Below are 20,864 nucleotides of genomic sequence, written 5' to 3'. Positions count from 1 at the left end.
GGGCGCCCTGTGGCGGGTTCGCGGGGCGCCTGGTGGAATGAAATGCAGCTTCTCGGTGTGGTCGCTATCTCGGTACCGTTCATTCTGCTCGGGTTGGCTTTCTTTTTTGACTACAAAGGAGTGGCGACTTTCTTCGTCAAGGACGGTGGACGGGAGACACGTCGCGTAATCAAGTTGCTGGGTGTCTTCTTTGTCGTTGCCCCGGGTTACATGGTTATTTCAGAGCTGATCCGCCTTGGGTGATAATGGTTAGCTGACTGTACCCTCCGAGTATCGCTCGGGGGGTCTCGCCTTATGGGGGGGGGGAAGGGAGGCTCGCATGAAAAGTGGTGGCGATCACCCGGTGTTGCAGAGAAAGTCTTTCAAGGTTGCCAAGTGGATCTCTGTACTGCTTTTCGGGTCGCTGGCGGCAGGGCTTGCAATCTCTTTGACGTACAACCTTGAAGGTGGACCCATGGCCGGACTGGGGGCGTGCCTGGGTGTCATAACCCTGATGGCGCGTATTTGGGGGTCGCGAATCGAATTGAATGCGAACAACTTGACTGTGGTCAACCCGGTTCTGACATACAAAATTCCGTATGGTGCCGTCAAGGAAGTGCGCGGTGGGGGTGGGGCGTCGCTCAATATGGCCCTCGATGACGGGGGTGAAGTCTATTCGACGGCTTTCGGTGGATCCGTTATCGATGGCTTCGTCAATTCAAGTGGGCGGGCCGCCGAAGTGGTCCGAAAAACAGTCAAAGAACGGCGCGGCAGGTCCGGTGGCTCCGTCGAGCGTCGACTCACCCATCCCATTCCCTCGACCTGCTGCCTGGTGGGTTCGATCGCGTGTTGGGTCGCGGCCGGTGTGCTCGGGGTGTGAGGATCACGCCTTCGGCGCCCCGCGCTCCGAGGACGCCGAGACCCTGCCCGGCGCCCGCGGCTTCGTCGGCGGCACCACGGACCCGACCGGCCTGACCCACCTCGGCGCCCGCGAGTACGATCCAACCACCGGACGTTTCCTCTCGGTTGACCCGGTCCTGGACCTCAACGACCCGCTCCAGATGAACGCCTACGCCTACGCCAACAGCCGGCCCGTCACCGCCTCCGACCCGGACGGCCGGATGTTCTATGACGACTTCACCGGCCTGGGCTTCGGCAACACCACCGCCCAGAAGCACGCTTACCAGAAGTGGGGCTACCGCGACAGCCACGGACGCACCACCAAGAAGTACAAGCGGAAACTCGCCTACGACAACAAGCGGTATGCCGCCTACCGGAGGACCAGCTACTACAAAAAGACGATGCGCAACGCATGGCGGGCCGAAGCGCGAGCAGCCGCAGAACGCAAGGCTCAAGCTGCAAAGTAGAAAAGGTGAGGGCGAAGCGAAACGCAAGAAGGATGGAATATTCGGCAGCATCAGAAAAGGGAACTGGAGCGACGCATGGCATAACGTTAAGGACAAGGTCACGCAGGGGATGGGGAAGTATGTGGTGGGTACCGCGAAAGCGGAAGGCACCGGAATCCTGGCTGGCGCCATGTGTGGTCGAGGAGTCGGAGGGTGCTTCGCACTCGGCCCAAAGGCAGGGTTCCCGCTCGCCGGAACCCCACGCTCCGGGCTTGGTAGAGCTGCCGTGGAGCACATGGGGAGAACGGCGAGAGATTGGCTCTTCTAGGGTCTCGACAAAATATGCCACCAGGCAACGAGTGAAGCAGAGTCGGTCACCATGAGAAAGAAATACCCTCGTACGACAAAATTCTGGAGCAACCCTCCGGTCGCCTGCGGAGACGACCAATGGGTATCTCAGTATGATGCCGCTCGTGAACTCAATGTGTCCCTGGCCCGAGTGGGCTGGCGCCTGACGTGTGGAAATATGACGCCAGCGGAAAACGGGCAGGGCGAGGCAGGTGTCACGCGGGAAAGTGTTGAGCGGGAACGAGCTTGGGTCCGAGAAGCTTCACTCCGCTCTAAGACGGTGCGATGCCTCAAGGGTGTCTTGCGATGGATCTGAGGAACTCCCTGGTCATTCGTGATTTGGGTGGGCGCGGCGACGGTGTCGCTGCCGCGGGACTCGGCGGCGAGGAGGTGGTACATCATCGGCTCTTGTCCCTACGGTTCGGTGGCTGGGCGGGGAGTCCTGCTCAGATGCCGGTGCGTCGTTCGTAGAAGGGGCATGCGTCGGGGAAGTCATCGGGGAAGACCGAGCTGACAAAGTCGCCGCACATGACCCGAAGGAGGTAGCTCTCGACCGGGCCCTCGAAGAGGTCGTAGTCGTTGCCCCGTCCCTCCACGACCAGTACCGCCCAGGCGCACGGGTCGGGGTGCGGGATGAGGAAGCACATGTCCGCGTTGTCCGTGCCGCCCCACCTGATGAGCTGTGTTGGCTCGACGCCGCGTTCGGCGAGCAGTTCGTGGATGTGCCGGCGGCTCGTGGTCCTGGTCACGCTGGCCCGGGTGTGCGTGGTCTGGGTCAGCAGGTCCACGTTCTTGTTGTGGGCTCCTGCGAGGTAGACCAGGAGGAAGTCGTCGAACTTGGCTCCGCCGAGGACGTCCAGGAAGCGTTTGAACGTGGGCGGGAACCTGACTCGGAGGGCGGACTCGGCGGTGGCCCAGTCGTTGAACACCGTCCCCGGCCGCCCCGTCGCGGGAAAGGAAGCGAGACGTTCCAGGTCCGTCATATCGAGTCCTGTGGATGGGGCGGTAGTGGGCTCATGCGCCGGTGTGCCTGCCGAAAACCCCGTCCGTGCAGGTCATGCGGCGTGGTGGTATTCGTGCAGGATGCCGCCGAGGCGTGCACGTCTTCGTATGTCCAGGCGTGCGAGCTCCTCTGGATCGGCGGCTGGTACAGGTGCGGGGCGCAGTGGGCGGGCGTTCGCGAGGCCCTGGTGGGGCCGATGAGAGTTGTAGAAGTCTTCGAACTCCCGCAGGGCATGGCGGAGATGGTGCTGGTTCCAGATCAAGGTGCGATCCAGGAGTTCGTGTCGGCAGGTTTGCACCCACCTTTCCATGGTTGCGTTCATTCTCGGCATCTGGACGCCGCTGAGTACGACCCTGATCCCCGCATCGCGCAGGACAACATCGAACAAATCGGGAAACTTGCCGTCCCGGTCCCGGATCAAGAACTTAGCCCTGCAGTCGGCATCTTCGAGGTCCATGACAAGGTTCTTCGCGGCCTGCGCCACCCAGGAGGCGGTCGGGTGTGCGGTCGCGCCCATGACCCGAACCCGGCGGGTGCCGTGCTCGATGACCGCGAAGACGTACAGGCGTGCCCCGGACAAGGTGATCGTCTCCAGGAAGTCGCAGGCCAGCAGGGCCTCGGCCTGCGAGCGCAGGAAGTCTGCCCAGGTGCTCGAGCTTCGTTCGGGTGCAGGGTCGATCGCGGCTTCCCGCAGGATTTCCCAGACGGTGGAGGCGGCCACCTTCACTCCGAGGACCAGCAGTTCGCCGTGAATGCGCCGGTACCCCCAGCGGGGGTTCTCCCGAGTGAGGCGCAGGACTAGAGCACGGATGGAGTGCACGGTGCGCGGCCGGCCCGGGCGCTTCGGTCGAGAGGCGGCAGCGTGGCGGCGTGTGACCAGGTTGCGGTGCCAGCGTAGGACCGTGTCCGGCCGGACCAGTAGACGCAGCCTGCGCAGCACATCTCGCGGGGTTCGGTGCAGCAGTGCCGCTACGAACGCCCGATCGCTTGGGCTGAATCGCACCTTTTCCTTGCCGAGTTGGCGCTCCAGGGCCGTGATCTGGTGGCGCAGGGCGAGGATCTCGACGACCTTGTCCCGATTTCTCATCGGTAGCAGGCGCAGCATCGCAAACGTGTTCGCTACACCAAGGTAGGTCAGTCTGAGCAGCATGGTGGATCACTATGCCGGGGCTCTCGTCAGCCGGGCGAGAGCCCCCGGCGTCATCAGCCACAGCTGCCATGCCTCAGACTCCGCACACTGGCCCTGACCAGGACGGATCAGTTTTCGGCAGGGGCAACGTCACGACCACGGTGTCGCACGGCATGTGACCTGCGCGGATCCCTTGACGGAGCGCACGGTGCGACGTGGCGAGACAAGGAGGCGGGGACCGTCCGTGGGGGCAGCCCTGCACCTTTCCGCCCCATCTACAGAGCAAGTCTGTTCAGCTGGGTCGCGATGGTGCAGCAGACCCCTGCCCGACGATTGCCAGTTTTTCAGCAGTGATGAGGCTTCGATCGGCACGCCGTGGAACGTCGCAGGTGAGGGGCTATTCTCGGACGGCCTCCCACCTGGGTCCCAAATGGGGTCGGACGGCTCAGGTGGTCACGCGACTCCACGGCAGGGCGGTTCGCCAGTCTCCTTCGTCGCGGGACCAGTTGTTGACGACGTCGGCGGCGATGTCGTGTCCGTGCAGGGCGTACGGGGGTGGGATACGGGCCCGGTAGTGGGCCTGCGGGCCGCCGTCGCGGTATTCGATGAGGCAGCTGTGGTCGTCATCGAGGTACACCTGGATGTAATGCTGTGCGGGGTCGGGGGAGTCGGCCCGCTCGATGATCAGGAAGCGGTGGACGAGGTTGAGTTCGCTCAGGAGGTCGTAGAGCGTCTCCTGATCGGGGTCGTCCCACTGGTCGCCGCTCCAGGCCTTCGCACGGATCCTGCTCATGAGCTGTGGTCGGCGCGGACGATACTGTCCTCGGCGAGAGTGAGCAGGTCCTTGGTGGTGATGGGGTGTTCGCCGGTGGTGTTGTGCAGGGTGAGGGTGGTGGGGGTCTCGGCTGTGGCCTTGTGGATGTCGCCGTGGCGGTTCTCCCATTCGACCCAGCTGCCGGGCGCGTTGTTCAGGAGTGACAGTTCGTGGAGCAGGACGGACAGTGGGGCGAGGCCGCGGTCGGGGCCGATGCTGTGGCTGCGCGTGCGGGTGTTGTCGTAGCGCATGCGCAGGAAGGGGCTCGGCTCGCGGTCGAGTTTGGTGGGTTGCAGGGCGCGGCTGAACATGTGGACGGCCTCGTCCTGGGTTTCCGTTCCTGAGAACTCGCAGCCGTAGCCGGGGAAGAGGGTCCAGGTTGCCTGGTGGAGGTCGGCGTCGTCCTGGGCGTGGTTATCGTGGACGCTGGGGGCGACGGCGGCGACGGTGTCGAACTTCCAGCCGGGGCAGGTGAATCCGTCCAGGACGATGAGCGGTTTGCCGCTCTGCGTGATGCGGTCGCTGTGGGTGCGGGCGAAGGCGAGGACGGTGCGGGCCAGTGAGGCGTCGTAGCGGCCCATGACGCGCATCTCGAGGAGGTGCTGGTGGTCGGGGCTGAGGATGGCGTCGAAGTTGAAGATCATGCGCGACCAGTGCCAGGCGTCGGGCAGGTCTTCGATGGGCTCGGCGCCCGGTTGGGCGGCCACCTTCGACGTCAGGTCCATGGTCTGTCTCTCTTCTCTGGTGCTCTACCGAGTCAGGAGCACGAGTAGTTCGGTCCGGTGTCCTGGCGGTAGGTCGACTGCATCCGCCCGCCGCCGGCGGAGTTCTGGCTGCGGGTCATGGGCTCCAGGTTATTCGTGTCGTTGTAGAAGTCGTTGCGGGTGGGGCGGTCGCTGTTGTACCCGGTCTGGTTCCAGTGGTCGACGACCGGGTGCAGATGCTCGTAGGTGAGCTGGTCGCTGGGGACCGGGTTTCCGTTGGAGTCGAACCAGTTCAGCTCGTCGCGGGGGATGCGCTGACCTGCGCTGGCGTGGCCGGCCGGGTAGACGGGGACGCCGCCCTGCTGCTGCCCTTCCATCGTCCACTGCGCCGCGAGTGCGTCGTGTGTGGACTGGCGGTAACTGCTGGGGTATTCGGTGTCGCGGTTGTGCTGGATGGCCGGTGCGTTGGGGTCACGCGCCCACCGGCCGTTCGGGCCGTGGATGGCCGGCATGAGGCCGAGCGGGTCGGCGATCGTGAAGGGGTTGTCGACGTAGGCGTAGTCGTTGGGGTCCGCCGAAAGTCCCAGCGGGTCGTGGGTGACGTAGCGGGCGTTTTCCGGGTCGTAGTGCCGGAAGTAGTTGAAGTGCCAGCCGGTCTCGGCGTCCGCGTACTGGCCGGGGAAGCGCAGCGGGCAGTCGGTGCCGGCGTTGTCGGTGGAGCCGGGCAGGGGGAGTCCCCAGACGGTGGTCCGCATGCGCCAGGTGATCGTGCCGTCCGGGGCGACGAGTTCGGCGGGCGCGCCGGACAGGTCGGTGACGACGGCGTGGAAGCGAGGGGCGGCGTCGGGACGGCGGTCGAGTTGGGTGAGCGGGCGGTGCGTGCCGCAGTGGTAGTCCCAGGTGGTGGCGGTGCCGGTGGAGGAGATCTGTTCGGACAGCCGGGTGCCGTCCCAGACGAAGACGGTCTCGTCGGCGATACGTCCCTCGGTATCGAGCCGCCGCTTGGCGGTGCGGCGGCCCGCCGCGTCGTATGTGTAGGCCCAATGTGTGCCGTCGGCGGTGACGGTGCCGATCAGTCGGTCGTCGCCGCTCCAGGTGTAGGTGCTGGTCTTGCGCTGACCGTTCAGCAGCCGGGTGTGGCGGCGGACGAGTCGACCGCCCGCGTCGTATTCGTAGGTCGAACGGCCCGAGCGGTGCAGCCGGTTGCCGCTGTACTCGCGGACGGTGTCGTCCGTACTGGAGGTGGGCAGGGCCGCGCGGGTGAGGTTGCCGGCGGGATCATAGGCGTACGACTCGCTCCAGTCGCTGCCGTGGACGGTGGCGATCCGGCCGGCGGGGGTCAGGTCGAAGCGGCGGCTGTGGCCGGTCAAGTCGCGGATCTCGCTGAGGAATCCGTCCGCGCGGTAGTGGTACTGCCGCTGTTCGAGCAGCTGCCCGCCGTGGGTCAGGTGTTGGGCGCCGAGGCGGCCGTTCGTGTCCCAGTCATGAGCGAGGTCGAGGCCGGGGCCCAGACCGCGCAGCACCTCGCGGCCCACGGCGTCGAAGGCGAAGTCGATCCGGTGGCCCGCGGTGTCCAGGGCGGTGGGGCGGCCAGCCGCATCGTAGGTCCAGGTGGAGACGGTTCCGGACGGGGTGCGCCGCTGGGTGCGGCGGCCGAGGACGTCGTACGTCCAGGTGGTGGTGCGGCCGTTGATCGTCTCGGACAGCTTGCGGCCCGCGGCGTCGTAGGTGTGTTCCACGGTGGTGGCGGCGTTGGCGGAGCGCAGCAGGCTGCCGGCGAGGTCGTAGGTGAAGGTGCTGATGCCGTCGGCGGAGTGCTCCTCGACGGGGCGGCCGAGAACGTCCCTGACGTACGTGGTGGTTTCGCCTGCGCCGTTGGTGCGGGCGGCCAGTGCGCCGGTCGGGTCGGGGCGGTAGGTGAGGGTGCGGCCGGCGAAGTCCCGCTCGCGGATCAGGCGGCCCGCCGCGTCGTAGGCGTACTCCCAGGTGTTCCCGTCGGGGCCTTCGACGCGGGCCAGGCGTAGTTCGGTGTCGTGACGGAAGGTGTGGCTGGCGCCGTCGGGGGTGGTGCGGGAGGTGGGCAGGTGGAAGTGGGTGAAGGTGAACCGGGAGGTGTGGCCGGCCCGGTCGGTGGTGGCCACGAGGTTGCCCTCGGCGTCCCACTCCCAGGTCTCCAGGGCCCCGTCGGGCAACTCGCGCCAGGCCGGTTTGCCCTCGGCCGTCCAGCCGAAGCGCTCGATGCGGCCGGTGGCGTCGGTAACAGTACGCACGCGGCCGAAGGCGTCCCGCTCGGCTGTGGTCGTGTGGCCGAGGGGGTCGGTGAGGGCCAGGGGCAGGCCGGCCGCGTCGGTCGAGATCCGACGGGTGTGTCCGAGGGCGTCGGTGATCGCGGTGGGGCTGCCGTGGGCGTCGTAGGCGTAGTGCGTGACAGCACCGGCCGGGTCGGTGACCGAGAGCCGGTTGCCCCGCTCGTCGTAGGTGTAGTGCCAGGTGGCGCCGTCCTCCTCGATGACGGCGACAGGCAGACCGAGGGCGTTGTAGGAGGCGCGCATGGCGTGCCCGTCGGAGCGTATGACGGCGGTCGTGTTCCCGGACTCGTCGTACTCGTAGCGGGTCGTGCGTCCCAGGGCGTCGCTGGCGGAGACCAGGCGGTCGGGACCCTCCCAGACGCGGTGGGTGGTGTTGCCCTCGGCGTCGGTCCAACCGGTCAGCCGCCGCTGCGAGTTGTAGCGGTAGGTGGTGGTGTGGCCCAGGGAGTCTGTGTAGCGATTCGCGCGGCCGGTGGGGTCGTAGTCGAGAGTGCAGGAAAGGTAGCCGTCCGCGCCGGTGCCGCGGACACAGCGGTCCGCGTTGTCGTACTCCCATCGGTACCAGCCGCCGTTGCGGTCGGTGCGTTCGACGATGCGCCCGTTGCCGTCGTAGGTGAAGTGGGCCGAGTGGCCCATGGCGTCGACGACCTCGACGAGGTCTCCGTGTACGTCGTACCCGTAGCGGCGCAGGACCGTTCCCTCGGTCCCTCCGTCTTCGGTGCCCAGCAGGCGCAGGCAGGTGACCCGCTGCTCGTCGGTGTCGACGGCGATCCGGTAACCGCCGCTGTGCGAGACCTCGACGGGCGTGCCGTCCGGCGCTCGGTCGACCTCCATGCTGTGGCCGTTGCGATCGGACATCCCTGACAGCGGCAGGGTGATCCGCCCGGTCGGAGCTGTACCGGGCGCGGGCGCGGGCGGGGTGAGGGGCGCGAAGTGAAGCGTGTGGCCGGTGGTGGGGTCGGTGACGTGCATTTCCCCGCCCGGTGTGCCGTCCCAGGTCAACGGCCAACGAGGGCCGTGCTCCGGCACGACCGGCCTGTCCGGCTGGGGCACCGGGTAGAGCAGCAGCATGCCGTCGGCGGTAGCCAGGACGAGCCCGTCGCCGTCGGCTTCGAGGCGTTGATCGAGCGTGGATGCCCAGGAACGGCCGAACCATTGGCCGCAGCGGTACGACGAGACATGTGTGCGCTCAACGACCAGCGGCAGCAATCCGGGCAGGGCGACGTCGGTCTCGGCGAGGATCATCTCGCCGGAGATCAGGTCGATGGGATCGCCGCCCATGCAGCGGCCGTTCGCGGGTTGGGCGGCGGCGAGTCCGTCATGGCCCGCCCCTTCGCGCAAGGGTGCCGGTGCATCGCTACCGTTGCGCCCCGTTCGAGGTCCGGCCGAGTTCAGGGAGACGCTCGGGCTGGAACCGGGGGAGCCCGAGGGCCCCTTGTCGCCCTTGCGCAGGCCGTCGAAGTGGTCAGCGAGAGCGCGGTCGTTGTCCCGATGGTTCTTGGCCATCTGCTTCAGGCCGCGTGTCATGTTGTCGTCGAGGTGCTTGGCGCTCTTCTTGACGGCCTCCTCGATACCGTCGATCACCTGGTCCAGCACCGCGTTCGCCGTGTCCGCGATCGCGTCCTTGCCCTTCGTACGCCCGTAGTGGCCCCTGGCAGTGCTGATCCTGCCACCGGCGCGGTTCCGGAACGTGCCTCCCGCGCTCGCCAGGCTGGTGGTCGTCCGGTCGTACTCGTCGGGTTCGAAGACGAACGAGCCGCCGCCGCTCGTGCCGCCATCTCCGCCGGCGCTGAGCAGTTGCATCTGCCCCTTGGCCGCAGCCGCTCCCTCACTCAAACCGCCCTTGCCGGCCTGAGCCGCCTGTTTCAGGTCGACGCCGTCCTGAACTCCCATAGCATTGCTGCCCAGTTGGACCACCAGATCCCCGACCATGGCACCCAAGGCTTGCTCCACGGGAGCCAGAGCCATCCCGACGACCTGCTCGGCGGCCTGCTCACCGGCTTCCTTGAACAGCCGCTTGAGTACTATTCGGGTGGCCTGTGTGGCCCCGAGCGCCCCCAACTCCGAGAGCCCTAGCGTCAGTGGTGCGGCCGCCTGAGCCGCGGCAACCTCCGCTGCGAGGATGCCCAACTGGACCACGGCCGCGCCCTTGGCGCCCTCGATGACCAGCGCCACACCATCCAGCGCGTTGGCTGTCAACCGACCGCACTCGGCCAGCTTCTCCAGGTGTTTGCCCCGGATCTTCTGCCAGTGCGCATCCAGAGCTTCGACGGCGATCGAGCCGCCGGAAGACGCGACAAGTGACTGGATGCCCTGGTGCGCCGTCGTGGTGCCGTCGGCGATGTCATCCGCGAACTCCCGGAAGGAATCCGCCATCTGTCGGTAGTCGTCCTCGTCGACATTCGGCCAGGACACGCCGATCAGGTCCAGCAGCTCATCCGCCCACCCCGGAAGCACCACTCCCATGCTGCGACTCTCCCCCGCCTGGCACTTCGTCAAGTGCCGTCAATGGAACACCACTAGACACTCGTGAGCATAAGTGTTCGATGGGGGAACGTTCAAAGCTTTGGCTCACCTGGTCAGGTGAGGTCGAACGAACGCCGTGACTGTAAAACGTGTACGGTCCGGGATCCGTCCGGCGGACGCGAAGCTTGCGCGGACGGTGTAGCCAGTGGCCGCTGGTCGGGCTCAAGAGCCTTCTACTGCTGGCAGAGTCAGGCAACAGCGTCTGTCGTGGGGTAACGGCGCCCAGCGGATGCGATGCCGGTTGAGAGGCCATGTCACCTCAGGAACGCGACGAGGATTGGCGGCTCGCTAAAGGCGCGTACCGTAGTAAGTAGTCAGCGACTTCCGTCGAGCTGAGGATCAAGGGGTCGCAGGTTCAAATCCTGTCGTCCCGACAAGTTCGAACGATCGAACGTCGCAGGTGAAGGGCCGTTTTCGAACGGCCCTTTTTCTGTTGCTCCCACGCTCCCACTGGGAGCGTGTACGTGCCGACAATTATCTCCATGCAGGTCAGGAAGCATGTTGGTACTCGTGGAGTACGCCGCCGAGACGATCGTGTCGGCGAACGTGAAGATGCTTGATCTGTGGTGGGTTGAGCGGTTCCGGTACAACTCGGAGAGGTGCGGCAGCCTGAAGTGTGCGGTGGGTGCGGTGATGGTTGTAGTGCTGCTCGTACTCGTGGAGCGCTCGCCGCAGGTGGGCTTCGTTCCAGAGCAGGGTGCGGTCGAGGAGTTCACGGCGCAGGCTGCGAACCCAGCGTTCCGTGATTGCGTTCATGCGTGGCGTGCGAACGGCGGTGAGCACGGTGCGGATCCCGGCCTGAGAAAGGATCTCGTCGATGGCGGCGGGGTATTTCGCGTCGCGGTCGCGGATTATGAACTTGATGGTGGTGAGCTGTCCGGCGTCTTCGAGGTCCGTGACCAGGTTCTTGATCACCTGGGTGACCCAGGCGTGGGTGGGGTGGGCGGTGGTGCCGAGTACACGGACGCCTCGGCGGGCGTGGTGGATGGCGGCGAAGGATGTACTGGCGCTGCCCGGTGAGGGCGATGGTCTCGATGAAGTCCATCGCGAGGATGGCTTCGGCCTGGGAGTGAAGGAAGGTGGCCCAGGTGACGTTCGAGCGTTGGGTCGCGGGATCGATGCCTTCGGCCTTGAGGATTTCCCAGACGGCGGAGGGTGCCAGTTTGATGCCGAGGAGTGCGAGTTCGCCGTGGATGCGCCGGTAGCCCCAGGTGGGGTTCTCCTTGGCGAGGCGGAGTATGAGGCGGCGGACGGAAGCGATTGTGCGGGGGCGGCCAGGACGCCGTTCGCGGCTGAGACGGGCATGACGGCTGTTCATGAAGTCGCGGTGCCAGCGCAGGACGGTGTCCGGGGAGACGATGAGTCGGAGCCGGCGCAGGGCGGCTCGTGGCAGCGGGGCGAGGAGTGCGGCCAGGAAGGCGCGGTCGGCCTTCTGAAAGCCGGGGCGTTGGTTGCCGAGTCGGCGTTGCAGGACGGCGAACTGGTGACGGAGCGCGAGGATCTCGGCGTCCTTGTCGTGGTCGCTCATAGGGATCAGCCTCAGGGCGGTGAAGGCGTGGGAGACGGCGATGCAGGCCAGGCGTACGAGCATGGCCAGTGATCATTGCCGACCCTTGCCGTTGGCGCGACAGCAAGGCTGAACTGCACCGACGTAATATTCGGCACCCACAGGCCTGAACGGCGGCAACAGGAAGATCCTCACCGAGGGCGCGTACTTCTTCACCTTCATGGGCACCCAGTCGACCACCAAGCCGTGGGGCTTCCAGTACGAGGGCCACCACGTCGCCATCAACTACTTCGTGCTGGGCGACCAGGTCGTCATGACGCCGACGTTCATGGGTTCCGAGCCGACGAAGATCACGTACAAGGGCGAGAAGATCCATCTCTGCAAGCCGGAGACCAAGGCCGGACTCGCGATGATCCGTTCGTTGACCAAGGCGCAGCGTGCCGAGGTCATCGACTCCAAGAAGGAGAAGAGTGGAACGGACATGGTCGCGGGCGCCGGTCAGGACAACCTCGAGCTCGCCTACGCGGGGCTGCCCGGCTCGAAGATGACCGCGGCACAGAAGCAGAAGCTGCTGGACCCGGGCTTCGCACGCGTTGCCCGGTGCGACGCGTGACCTGACGGCGGCCCGCGACCACGGCATCATCGGCGCCCTCGTCTAGGCGGGCCTCAACTGCTGGGCGGACATGGCGTATCGAGGCGCGGCCCGCAACGCCCGGGTCCCGTTCAAGGGGCGCCGGCTCAAGCGGTGGCAGCGGCGTCACCACACCACCCACGCCAAGATCCGCTGCGTCGGCGAGCAGGCCATGGCGGTTCTCAGGGGCTGGCGCCCGCTTCGGAAGCCGCGCTGCAGCACCAACCGCGTCACCGCGATCGTGAAGGCCGTCCTCGCCCTTCACCTCACTGCCGCGTCAGGATGAAAACCCCTCACCGTGCCCGGGGGTGACGAACCGGCCGGGCGACTTGACGGCGCGGCACTGCGAGTCGGTGTCGCAGCACGAGAATCTCCGCGTTTTTTGAAGCTTCCGATCGTGTCACCAGCGGTGGACCAGTTTCCGGCACCCACGGCACTTCGGCGATCGCCTCGATCACTCGGCGCAACGTGGGTGCCGCCGCTGATGCCGCACCGCAACCAGGTCCACCCCCGCGCTCACCCGCTCCACCAGGGTGTTCACCGACTGCGCTGTCAGCGCTGCCAGTTCGACCTCACACATGCCCGGCCCGCACGAATACGGGACACCAACACGGCGGCCGGGAGCGGGACTCGCGAGGCTCCTCAGTGGGCTTCGGCGGCCTGATCGGTCCACACGGCAAACATCTGGGTGTATTTGCCGTTGGCGGCGAGGAGCTGGTCGTGCGAACCAACTTCGACGACGCGGCCCTCGTCGAAGACGACGATGCGGTCTGCCTTCATCGCAGTGGAGAGCCGGTGCGCGATCAGGATCGCGGTGCGGCCCTCCAGTAGCACGTCCAGGGCCTGCTCGATCTTGGTCTCGGACTGGAGGTCCAGGTTGGACGTGGCCTCGTCCAGGACCAGCACCCGGGGCTGGGCCAGGAAGGCCCGTGCCAGGGCGACGAGTTGCCGTTCGCCGGAGGACAGTGACTGGCCCCGCTCCTGGACGACCGTGTCGAGGCCGTGGGGCAGCCGCTTGAGCACGTCGACCAGGCCGACCACTCGCAGCGCCTCCTTGACCCGGCCTTCGGAGGCGTCCGGGGCGGCGAAACGGATGTTGTCGCGGAGCGGCCCGGCGAACAGGAAGGGTTCCTGCGGAACGACGCCGATCTGCCGCCGGAGGGACTCCATCCGCACGTCCCGGAGGTCGCGTCCGTCGATGAGGATCCGGCCGGATGTCGGGTCGTAGAACCGGGTGACCAGTTTGGCGAGGGTGGACTTGCCGGCGCCGGTGGGGCCGACGAACGCCACGGTCTCACCGGCCCGGATGTCCAGCGACACCTCGGAGATCACCGGCCGGTCGGGAACATAGCCGAACGTGACGTCCTCGAAGACGATCTCGCCCTCGACCTTCGGCAGGTCGACGGCTCCAGGAGCCTCCTCGACCTCCGCCCGCGTGCTCAGGAGCTCCCTGAGCTTCACGATCGACGACTGGCCCTGCTGGTACGTGTTGTAGAGCTGCACCAATTGCTGGATGGGCTGGAAGAAGGCGCCCAGGGATAGGAGGAACGCGACCAACTCGCCGATGGTCAGCTCTCCGTCGGCGACCATGCCGGCGCCGATGGCCAGCAGAGCGAGCTGCCCCGCGACACCGATGACCTGGGTACTCGGCGTATAGATCGAGTTGATTCGTCCGGTGCGGACATTGGCGTCGTAGTACGTGCCCGTGACCTGTCGGTGTTGTTCGGTGTTGTGCCGCTGCCGGTTGTGCGCCGTGACGATGCGCACTCCCTGCAGGCTCTCGGAGAGGTCGGCGATGACAGCGGCGATGGTGTCCCGCACCCGCACATAGCCCTTGGCGGACGCCCGGTGGAACCACACGGACAGTGCGGTCAGGACGGGCACGACCAGTACGACGGTGATCAGTGCCAGCCGTACGTCGAAGGTGAACAGCACCACCGTGACAACGACCATGGTCAGGCCCTGGACGGCGAACTGTGCCAGGCCGTCCTGCAGCAACGCCTGGAGGTTCTCGATGTCGCTGGTCATCCGGGTCATGATCACGCCGGACTTCTCGTTGGTGTAGAAGTTCAGCGAGAGCCGCTGCAACTGGGTGAAGACCCGGACCCGCAGGTCGTTCATCACCCACGCGGCGATCCGCCCGGTCACCTTGACCCGCGCGGCCTGCGCGGCGCCGGTGACCGCCACACTGACCAGGTACGCGATCGCGACCAGGACCAGTGTGCCGAAGTCCTTCGCCGTGATGCCGTCGTCGATGCCGATCTGGGTCAGCTTCGGACCGGCCTGGAGCGTCAGCGCCTCCAAGGCCACGAACACGCCGCCCAGCAGCACGACTGGCCAGTACGGGCGGATCAGCCGCCGCAGACTCAGCCGGGCACCGTCGGGATCGGGCCGACCGTGCTCGAACACGACCTCGGGCTCGGGATGCTCCGGCTCCGTCTTCAGCAACGTGTCGACGCTCGCCTGCATCTCCGGCGGCACTCCGGCGAAGGGCAGACCTGCCGCGGTGGCCTTGCCGCCTCCGTTGAACGCGGCGCCACCTCCCGTGGGAGACGTCATCGGCCCACACTCCCCAGTTCCTCGATGCTCTCGTCGGCCTGCGCCAGCACTTCCGCGTACAGCGGCGTGCTCGCGAGCAGTTCCTTGTGCGTGCCGTCCGCGACGATCCGGCCGCCGTCCAGCAGCACCACGCGGTCGGCGAGACTGATGGTGGACAACCGGTGCGCGACGATCAGCGTCGTCCGGCCGGCGAACAGGGACCGCAGCCCGGCGTGGATCTCCTGCTCCACCTGGACGTCGATGGCGCTGGTCGCGTCGTCGAGCACCAGCACCGGCGGATTTACCAGCAGCGTCCGGGCGATCGCGATGCGCTGCCGTTGCCCGCCGGACAGCGTGTAGCCGCGTTCACCGATGACGGTCTCGTAGCCCTCGGACAGTTCGGTGATGAACTCGTGGGCCCCGGCCAGCCGGGCCACCCGCTCGATGTCGGTGATGTCCGCGTCCGGCCGCCCGTAGGCGATGTTGTCGCGGACCGACGCCGAGAACAGGAAGGGCTCGTCCAGTACGACGCCGACGGCGTCCCGCAGGCTGCGCAGGGTCAGGTCCCGCACATCGTGCCCGTCCACGCTGACGGAGCCGGCGCGCACGTCGTAGAAACGCGGCAGCAGTCTGGCCGCGGTGGACTTCCCGGTGCCGGTCCGGCCGACCAGCGCCACGGTCTCGCCGGGGCGGAGCCGGAGCGAGAACCCCTTCAGCACGTCGGGACCGTCGCCGTATCCGAAGGTGACGTCCTCGAACCGGACGTCACCGCGCGGCCCGGTGGCCTCCCGCGCGCCCGGGGCGTCCGCGATCTCCGGCTTCTCGTCCAGCACCTCGTACAGCCGCTTGGCCGCGGCCGACGACCGCTGTCCCAGCATGATCAGGTTGCCGATCACCTGGAACGGAACCTGGAGCATCAGGAGATAGGCGTTGAAGGCCAGGATCGCGCCGACGCCCAGATCACCGTGAATGACCAGGTATCCGCCGTACAGCAGCACGATCGCCATGCCGACGCGGGGCAGGTTCTGCACCAGGGGCGTCCACCGCGCGCGCAGATCGGCATCCTTCACGTTCGCCCAGGCGACACTCGTCGCGGCCTTCTGCAACGAGGCGAGCTGGCACCGCTCGGCCGCGAACGACTTGACCACGCGCACGCCGTTGACGTTCTCGTCCACCACGGTCGCGACATCGGCCAGCCGGGCCTGGACCAGCCAGGACACGGGAAACAGGGAACGTTGCATGCGTCGACTGGCCACGAACATCAGCGGCATCGGCAGCATGGCCAAGATGGCCAGCGGCACGTCGATTGCCAGCATGTACGCGAACGACACCAGCGAGATACCGGACTGCACCAGCAGGTACGGAGCGAACGCCAGATACATCTGCACCGCGCGGATGTCGGAGTTGGCGCGGGAGATGAGCTGCCCGCTCTGCATCCGGTCGTAGAACGGGAACGACATGGCGGTCAGGTGCTCGTACGCGATGTTGCGCAGGTCGTACTCGATCCTGGCAGCGGCCCGGAAGAGCAGCTGTTTCGACAGGTAGCCGACGACCAGCATGATCACCGTCATCCCGACCAGCCACCACATGTAGTGCGACAGCGGCACCCTGCCCGACACGATCGAGTTGTCCACCGCGTCCTGGATCAGCCTCGGCACCTGTACGGCCACCAACATGCTGGCCCCGGACATCACCAGGGCCGCGCTGAACATCCACCGGTGTGCCCGGACCAGTGGCCACGCTCGTCGTAACCAGGACCTGCTCGGGTCGGGGTCGATCGCCGCGCTGGGCGGTGGATACGTCTTGGTCACCTGAATTCCCCTCTTCGCGTGCCCTCGTGGGCGACCCACTCGGCCTGCTCGGGCAGCATCAACTGCACGTGGAACAGGGCGTGTTCGATGGTTCACGGGTGAGCCCCACGGATCGAGGATAGCAAAAGAAGGTACGACGTACGCGGTTTGTGTTTTCCGGCGACCCGTGCCAGCCTCGGTCGCCGGTCGGAGGTCGATGAGCGGACCCCGAAAACCGCACGCGGAGGTCGGATCATGGTTACCGTTGTCTTCGGAGCACGTGGAAACGTCGGCCGCAATGTCGCTGCTGGTCTGCTGGCTGCCGGCGAGAAGGTCAGGGGCACCAGCAGGGACCCGGAAGCGGGCGGTTTCCCGGCCACGTTGGACGTCGTCCAGGCCGATTTGGAGCGCCCCGAGACCCTGCCCGCAGCCTTGGCGGGTGCCGACAAGGTGTTCCTGTACGCCAAACCCGAGGAGATCGAGGCCTTCGTCGAGGCGGCGCGGTCCGCCGGTGTCCGGCAGGTGGTCCTGCTGTCGTCGGTGGCGGTCGTGATGGCCACCTCCGAACAGAACCCGATAGCCCGGATGCACCGGACGGTCGAGCTGGCCGTCGAACGATCCGGGCTGGACTGGACGTTCATCAGGCCGGGCATGTTCGCCACCAACGCCCGTTGGTGGTGGGGGGAGTCGATCCGCGGGGAGGGTGTCGTGCGCCTTCCGTACCCGGAAGCGCAGAACGCACCCGTCCATGAGAAGGACATGGCCGCGCTCGCCGTGACCGCGCTGACCGAGCCAGGCCACTCCCAACAGGCGTACACCGTCCACGGGGCCGAGTCGTTGACGCTGCGGCGCCAGGTGGAACACATCGGTGAGGCACTCGGGCGCCCGATCCGGGTGGAGACGGTCTCTGTCGAGCAGGCGCGGGAGGAGTTCGCCGAGAAGGCGCCGTCGAATGTGGCCGAAGCCCTGCTGCGCATGTGGGCCGCGGCCGACGGGGTTCCGGCCCCGGTCTCCGTCATCGTCGAAAGGGTCACCGGGAGGCCCTCGCACACGTTCGCGCAGTGGGCCGCCGACCATGCCGACGACTTCCGCTGAGCCGTTCTCCTCGGCTGACCGCCGGGCGGTGGTCGGCCGAGGGGAACGGGGATGCCCATGGGCGGACTCCGGTGTCTACCACCCCGGCCAGGGCAGGTCGGTCTCGACCGGGACGGTGTAGTCGACACCGGGCACGTCGAAGCCGTACAGGGCTCGGCACTGGGTCCGGAACCACGCGGTGTCGGCCAGCGCGGCCCCGGACCCGGGCGTGGTCGACCGCCACCGTTCGGCGACCGCCGCCTGGACCGGCTCGGACAGCTCCCAGCGATCGAGGCGGATGCGGCCGGAGTCGTCCACGTCGGGCCGGCGCGCGGTGAGCTGATGCCACAGGTCGAGCGATTGCGCCACGGGGGACGGGAAGCGGTCGCCGAGAACGCCGCGGAGCAGACTCACGTAGAGCGGGATGCCCGGGATGGCGGTCAGCGCCGGGGTGACCAGGGCCCCGTTCACCGAGGTGAAGGCGCGGCCGTCCACCGCGGCCAGCCGCTCGGTCAGGACGCGCGCGGTGGACTCCAGGTGGGCCTTGGCGGCGCCGATCGTGCCCCTGCGGTAGATCGCCGAGGTCAGCGGCGACCCGATGTACGTGAGGGCGACCGTGCGGAAACCGGTCCGCAGCAGCCCGCGCCCGGCCAGTGCCGTGATCCAGCGGGACCAGTCCTCGCCGCCCATGACCTCTACGGTCGCGGCCGCCTCGGCCTCGGTCGCCGGGGCGACGGTGACCTCCCGCACCCGTGCGGCTCCGTCGTCGGCGAACTCCAGGTTCCGGGTGGTGTGCGCAGAGCCGAGCGGCTTGAGCACCGACTGATGGGTCGTGCCGCTCCGCGGGTCGGTGCGCCGGGGTGCGGCGACGCTGTAGATCAGGTAGTCCACACCGCCGAACCGCTCAGCCAACAGATCCAGCGCCTCGGTCTTCGTGGTGTCGGCGAAGGCGTCGGCGTTGCGGAACGAGAAGTCCGACCCGAGTTCGCGGGCGATCGCGTCGGCGGCGACCGTGCGGTACCACCCGGCGCTCGCGCTGCGATGTCCGGCCGACCGTTCGAGGCCGATCCCCACGCCATCGATGCCGTACCGCACCAGCCCGGCGATCGTGCTCGCCAGACCGTAGCCCGAACTCGCTCCGATGATCAGCGCCGTCGGCCGCCGGGCCGGTGGCTTCTCCTGGGTCGACACCTCGGCCCGCATCAGCTCCACGCTGCGGAAGCATCCGACTGGATGCGCGTCGAGGAGAAGATGGCCACGTCCTGTCGGTTCCACGACGCGCTCAGACTGTGTCATCGGCGGGCGCATTATCGACTCCTCTTCCGGATCGGTTGTCGAGCAGTGCCTGCTTGAAGTGCTGGACCAGGTCGTCCGGTGTCGAGCGGTGGGACATCGACGTGGTGTCCAGACGCACACCGGTCGCCGAGTCGAGGCGGTTCCGCAGGGTCAGGATGGACAGCGAGTCGAAGCCGAAGTCGAGCAGAATCTGGTTCGGCTGCACCACGTCGGCCGGCTCAAGACCGAGCACCGCCGAGATCTGTGCGGTGATCAGGGTGGACAGCGTCCGGTCCTGTTCGGCCTCGGCCATCGACGCGAGCCGTTGCCGCAGTGCTGTGACCGGGACCGCGCCGCCGCTCGCCGTGCGCTTGCCGTTGGTCCTGACCAGCGACCTGAACAGCGGCGGCGGCGCTTCCCCGGCCTCGGCCCGCCTGGTCAGCTCGGCCAGATCCAGCCTGGCCGGGATCCACACGGGTTCGTCCGCGCGGCAGGCGGTGTCGAACAGCGCTCCGGCCTCCCGCACCCCCAGTACGCCCACTCCCGCGTTCTCGCCACGGGACCGTGCGTCGTCCACCGTCCAGGGCCCCCAAGCCAGCGACAGCGCGGGGGCGCCACGTGCCCGGCGTCGTCGGGCCAGCGCGTCCAGCGCGGCCGCCGACGCGGCAGTGGCGGCGAGACCGGAACCACCGACGGTTCCGGCGAGCGACGAGCACAGGACGAGGGCGGCCTCCCCGATCTCCTGGTCGAGGACCTCCGCGGCAGCGACCGCCGCACCCACTGCCTCGGCGAGCGGGTCCGGGGCCTGGGACGGCGGCGCGGACAGGATCCTGGTGGGCGGCGGAGCCTGCGGTACGTGTACGGCCATGGTCAGCGGACGCTTCGCGGGCAGACGGCCGATCAGTTCCCGCAGCGCCGCGGGGTCCACCGGATCGCACGCCGCGGTGGTGACGGTGGCGCCCAGCGCGGTGAGTTCCGCGGCGGGCTCGGGGGTTTCGGCGCCGATGAACAGCAGATGCCGTACCCCGTGCACGGCGACGAGATGCCGCGCCAGTCGCTCGCCCCTGGGTGTGGTCCCGCCGGTGACCAGCACGGTGCCTTCGTGGCCGGCGAACCGCTCCGTCGTACCCGCCGGTGTACCCGGAGCGAGCCGTGGCACCTTGACCCGGCCCTCGCGCAGGGCCATCTGCGGCTCGCCGGACATGACGGCCCGCGGCAGCGCACGCCAGGACGCCTCATCGGTGTCGATGTCGGCGAGGACGAACCGTCCGGGGTTCTCCGCCTGCGCGGACCGTACGAGCCCCCACACCGCGGCGCCCGCGAGGTCGGAGTCGGCAGGGTCGAAGGCCGGCACGGCGGCGGTGGTCAGGAACACCACGTTCGTCGTGGTGAGCCTCTCGGCCGAAGGCACCTCGTTCAGCCGGCTCAGTGTCTCCCGCACGGCGTCGACGACCTCCGCGCCCGCCGACACGGTGAGCAGCAGATAGTCGGGCGAGTCCCCGCCCGCTTCGGCCAGGGCGTCGAGTCCCGGATATGCCCGGACGTACACGCCCGCGTCCGTCAGCCCCGCCGCGGCGCGGAGCGGATCCGCTCCCACGACGGCCCAGTGCGCCTTCCGGGGTGACGCCTTCACGAGGTGGTCGACCCATGCCTCACGGTGGAGCACGCCGAGTTGTACGACCCCGGCGGCGCGCAGCTGCCCGGGTTCGACGGGCGTGGTGCCGACGGTGAACTCGGCGACCGGATCGCCCACGGCGTCGGCCAGCGTCACCGACACCAACCCGTCGCGGTCCGGGCCGATCCGCACCCGCAGGGCAGACGCGCCGACCGCGTGCACGGCGACTCCGCGCCACGTTGTCGCCAGCCGGAGGCCTTCGGGGCGCACGGCGTG

At 67.7% G+C, this 20,864-nt stretch carries 14 protein-coding genes and 2 pseudogenes; 6 read left to right on the top strand and 10 right to left on the bottom strand.

Annotation, left to right across the window (positions count from 1 at the left end; all coding sequences use genetic code 11):
* The first annotated feature begins 9 nt into the window (after positions 1–9).
* From RBJ65_RS06160 to RBJ65_RS06150, 3 genes are all read left to right on the top strand, one after another.
* Positions 10–243 carry a hypothetical protein gene (locus tag RBJ65_RS06160; RefSeq protein ID WP_306316681.1) on the top strand — a complete coding sequence of 78 codons (234 nt, stop codon included), beginning with the start codon at positions 10–12 and terminating at the stop codon, positions 241–243.
* Between the two features lie 76 nt (positions 244–319).
* Positions 320–859, top strand: a complete 540-nt coding sequence (locus RBJ65_RS06155; RefSeq protein WP_306316682.1) for a hypothetical protein — start codon at positions 320–322, stop codon at positions 857–859.
* The gene (locus RBJ65_RS06150; protein WP_306316683.1) at positions 843–1,346 is read left to right on the top strand and encodes an RHS repeat-associated core domain-containing protein; all 504 of its coding nucleotides are present in this window, start codon (positions 843–845) and stop codon (positions 1,344–1,346) included. The genes RBJ65_RS06155 and RBJ65_RS06150 overlap by 17 nt, the downstream gene beginning before the upstream one ends.
* 773 nt (positions 1,347–2,119) lie before the next feature.
* Here RBJ65_RS06150 and RBJ65_RS06145 read toward each other — a convergent pair.
* The 6 genes and pseudogenes from RBJ65_RS06145 to RBJ65_RS06120 all read right to left on the bottom strand — a co-directional run bounded on the left by RBJ65_RS06145 (position 2,120) and on the right by RBJ65_RS06120 (position 11,749).
* Complete coding sequence (locus RBJ65_RS06145) at positions 2,120–2,656, bottom strand: hypothetical protein (RefSeq protein WP_306316684.1); 537 nt, start codon at positions 2,654–2,656, stop codon at positions 2,120–2,122.
* A gap of 72 nt (positions 2,657–2,728) precedes the next feature.
* The gene (locus RBJ65_RS06140; protein WP_306316685.1) at positions 2,729–3,826 is read right to left on the bottom strand and encodes an integrase core domain-containing protein; all 1,098 of its coding nucleotides are present in this window, start codon (positions 3,824–3,826) and stop codon (positions 2,729–2,731) included.
* Between the two features lie 424 nt (positions 3,827–4,250).
* Positions 4,251–4,598: a hypothetical protein gene (locus RBJ65_RS06135; RefSeq protein ID WP_306316686.1), complete on the bottom strand. Its 348-nt coding sequence runs from the start codon at positions 4,596–4,598 to the stop codon at positions 4,251–4,253.
* Positions 4,595–5,344: a hypothetical protein gene (locus RBJ65_RS06130; protein ID WP_306316687.1), complete on the bottom strand. Its 750-nt coding sequence runs from the start codon at positions 5,342–5,344 to the stop codon at positions 4,595–4,597. Before RBJ65_RS06130 ends, RBJ65_RS06135 begins: the two co-directional genes overlap by 4 nt.
* A gap of 32 nt (positions 5,345–5,376) precedes the next feature.
* On the bottom strand, positions 5,377–10,098 hold the full coding sequence (locus RBJ65_RS06125) for a DUF6531 domain-containing protein (protein ID WP_306316688.1): 4,722 nt from the start codon (positions 10,096–10,098) through the stop codon (positions 5,377–5,379).
* A gap of 549 nt (positions 10,099–10,647) precedes the next feature.
* Positions 10,648–11,749 (bottom strand): annotated as a pseudogene (locus RBJ65_RS06120) (integrase core domain-containing protein).
* An 82-nt stretch (positions 11,750–11,831) separates the two neighbouring features.
* Between RBJ65_RS06120 and RBJ65_RS06115 the strand changes: the two are divergent.
* Positions 11,832–12,278: a DUF3500 domain-containing protein gene (locus RBJ65_RS06115; RefSeq protein WP_306332126.1), complete on the top strand. Its 447-nt coding sequence runs from the start codon at positions 11,832–11,834 to the stop codon at positions 12,276–12,278.
* 67 nt (positions 12,279–12,345) lie between these two features.
* A pseudogene (locus RBJ65_RS06110) lies at positions 12,346–12,582 on the top strand (transposase family protein); the annotation flags it as partial.
* 356 nt (positions 12,583–12,938) lie between these two features.
* Here RBJ65_RS06110 and RBJ65_RS06105 read toward each other — a convergent pair.
* Together RBJ65_RS06105 and RBJ65_RS06100 are read right to left on the bottom strand one after the other, a co-directional pair.
* Positions 12,939–14,855: an ABC transporter ATP-binding protein gene (locus RBJ65_RS06105; RefSeq protein ID WP_306316690.1), complete on the bottom strand. Its 1,917-nt coding sequence runs from the start codon at positions 14,853–14,855 to the stop codon at positions 12,939–12,941.
* A complete protein-coding gene (locus RBJ65_RS06100; protein WP_306316691.1) occupies positions 14,852–16,645 on the bottom strand; it encodes an ABC transporter ATP-binding protein in 1,794 nt (597 codons plus the stop codon). The genes RBJ65_RS06105 and RBJ65_RS06100 overlap by 4 nt, the downstream gene beginning before the upstream one ends.
* 234 nt (positions 16,646–16,879) lie before the next feature.
* Here RBJ65_RS06100 and RBJ65_RS06095 point away from each other — a divergent pair, with 234 nt between their 5' ends.
* Positions 16,880–17,719, top strand: coding sequence for an NAD(P)H-binding protein (locus RBJ65_RS06095; RefSeq protein ID WP_306316692.1), 840 nt, complete (start codon positions 16,880–16,882; stop codon positions 17,717–17,719).
* Between the two features lie 75 nt (positions 17,720–17,794).
* Here RBJ65_RS06095 and fabV read toward each other — a convergent pair whose 3' ends face one another.
* Positions 17,795–18,994, bottom strand: coding sequence for an enoyl-[acyl-carrier-protein] reductase FabV (gene fabV, locus RBJ65_RS06090; RefSeq protein WP_306316693.1), 1,200 nt, complete (start codon positions 18,992–18,994; stop codon positions 17,795–17,797).
* The coding region (locus RBJ65_RS06085) for a beta-ketoacyl reductase (RefSeq protein ID WP_306332114.1) at positions 18,981–20,864 on the bottom strand (1,884 nt) is incomplete at its 5' end. The genes RBJ65_RS06085 and fabV, both read right to left, overlap by 14 nt.

It is taken from the genome of Streptomyces sp. KL109B, assembly GCF_030766935.1.
Lineage (GTDB): Bacteria > Actinomycetota > Actinomycetes > Streptomycetales > Streptomycetaceae > Streptomyces.
This window is presented reverse-complemented; position numbering and strand designations above follow the sequence as displayed.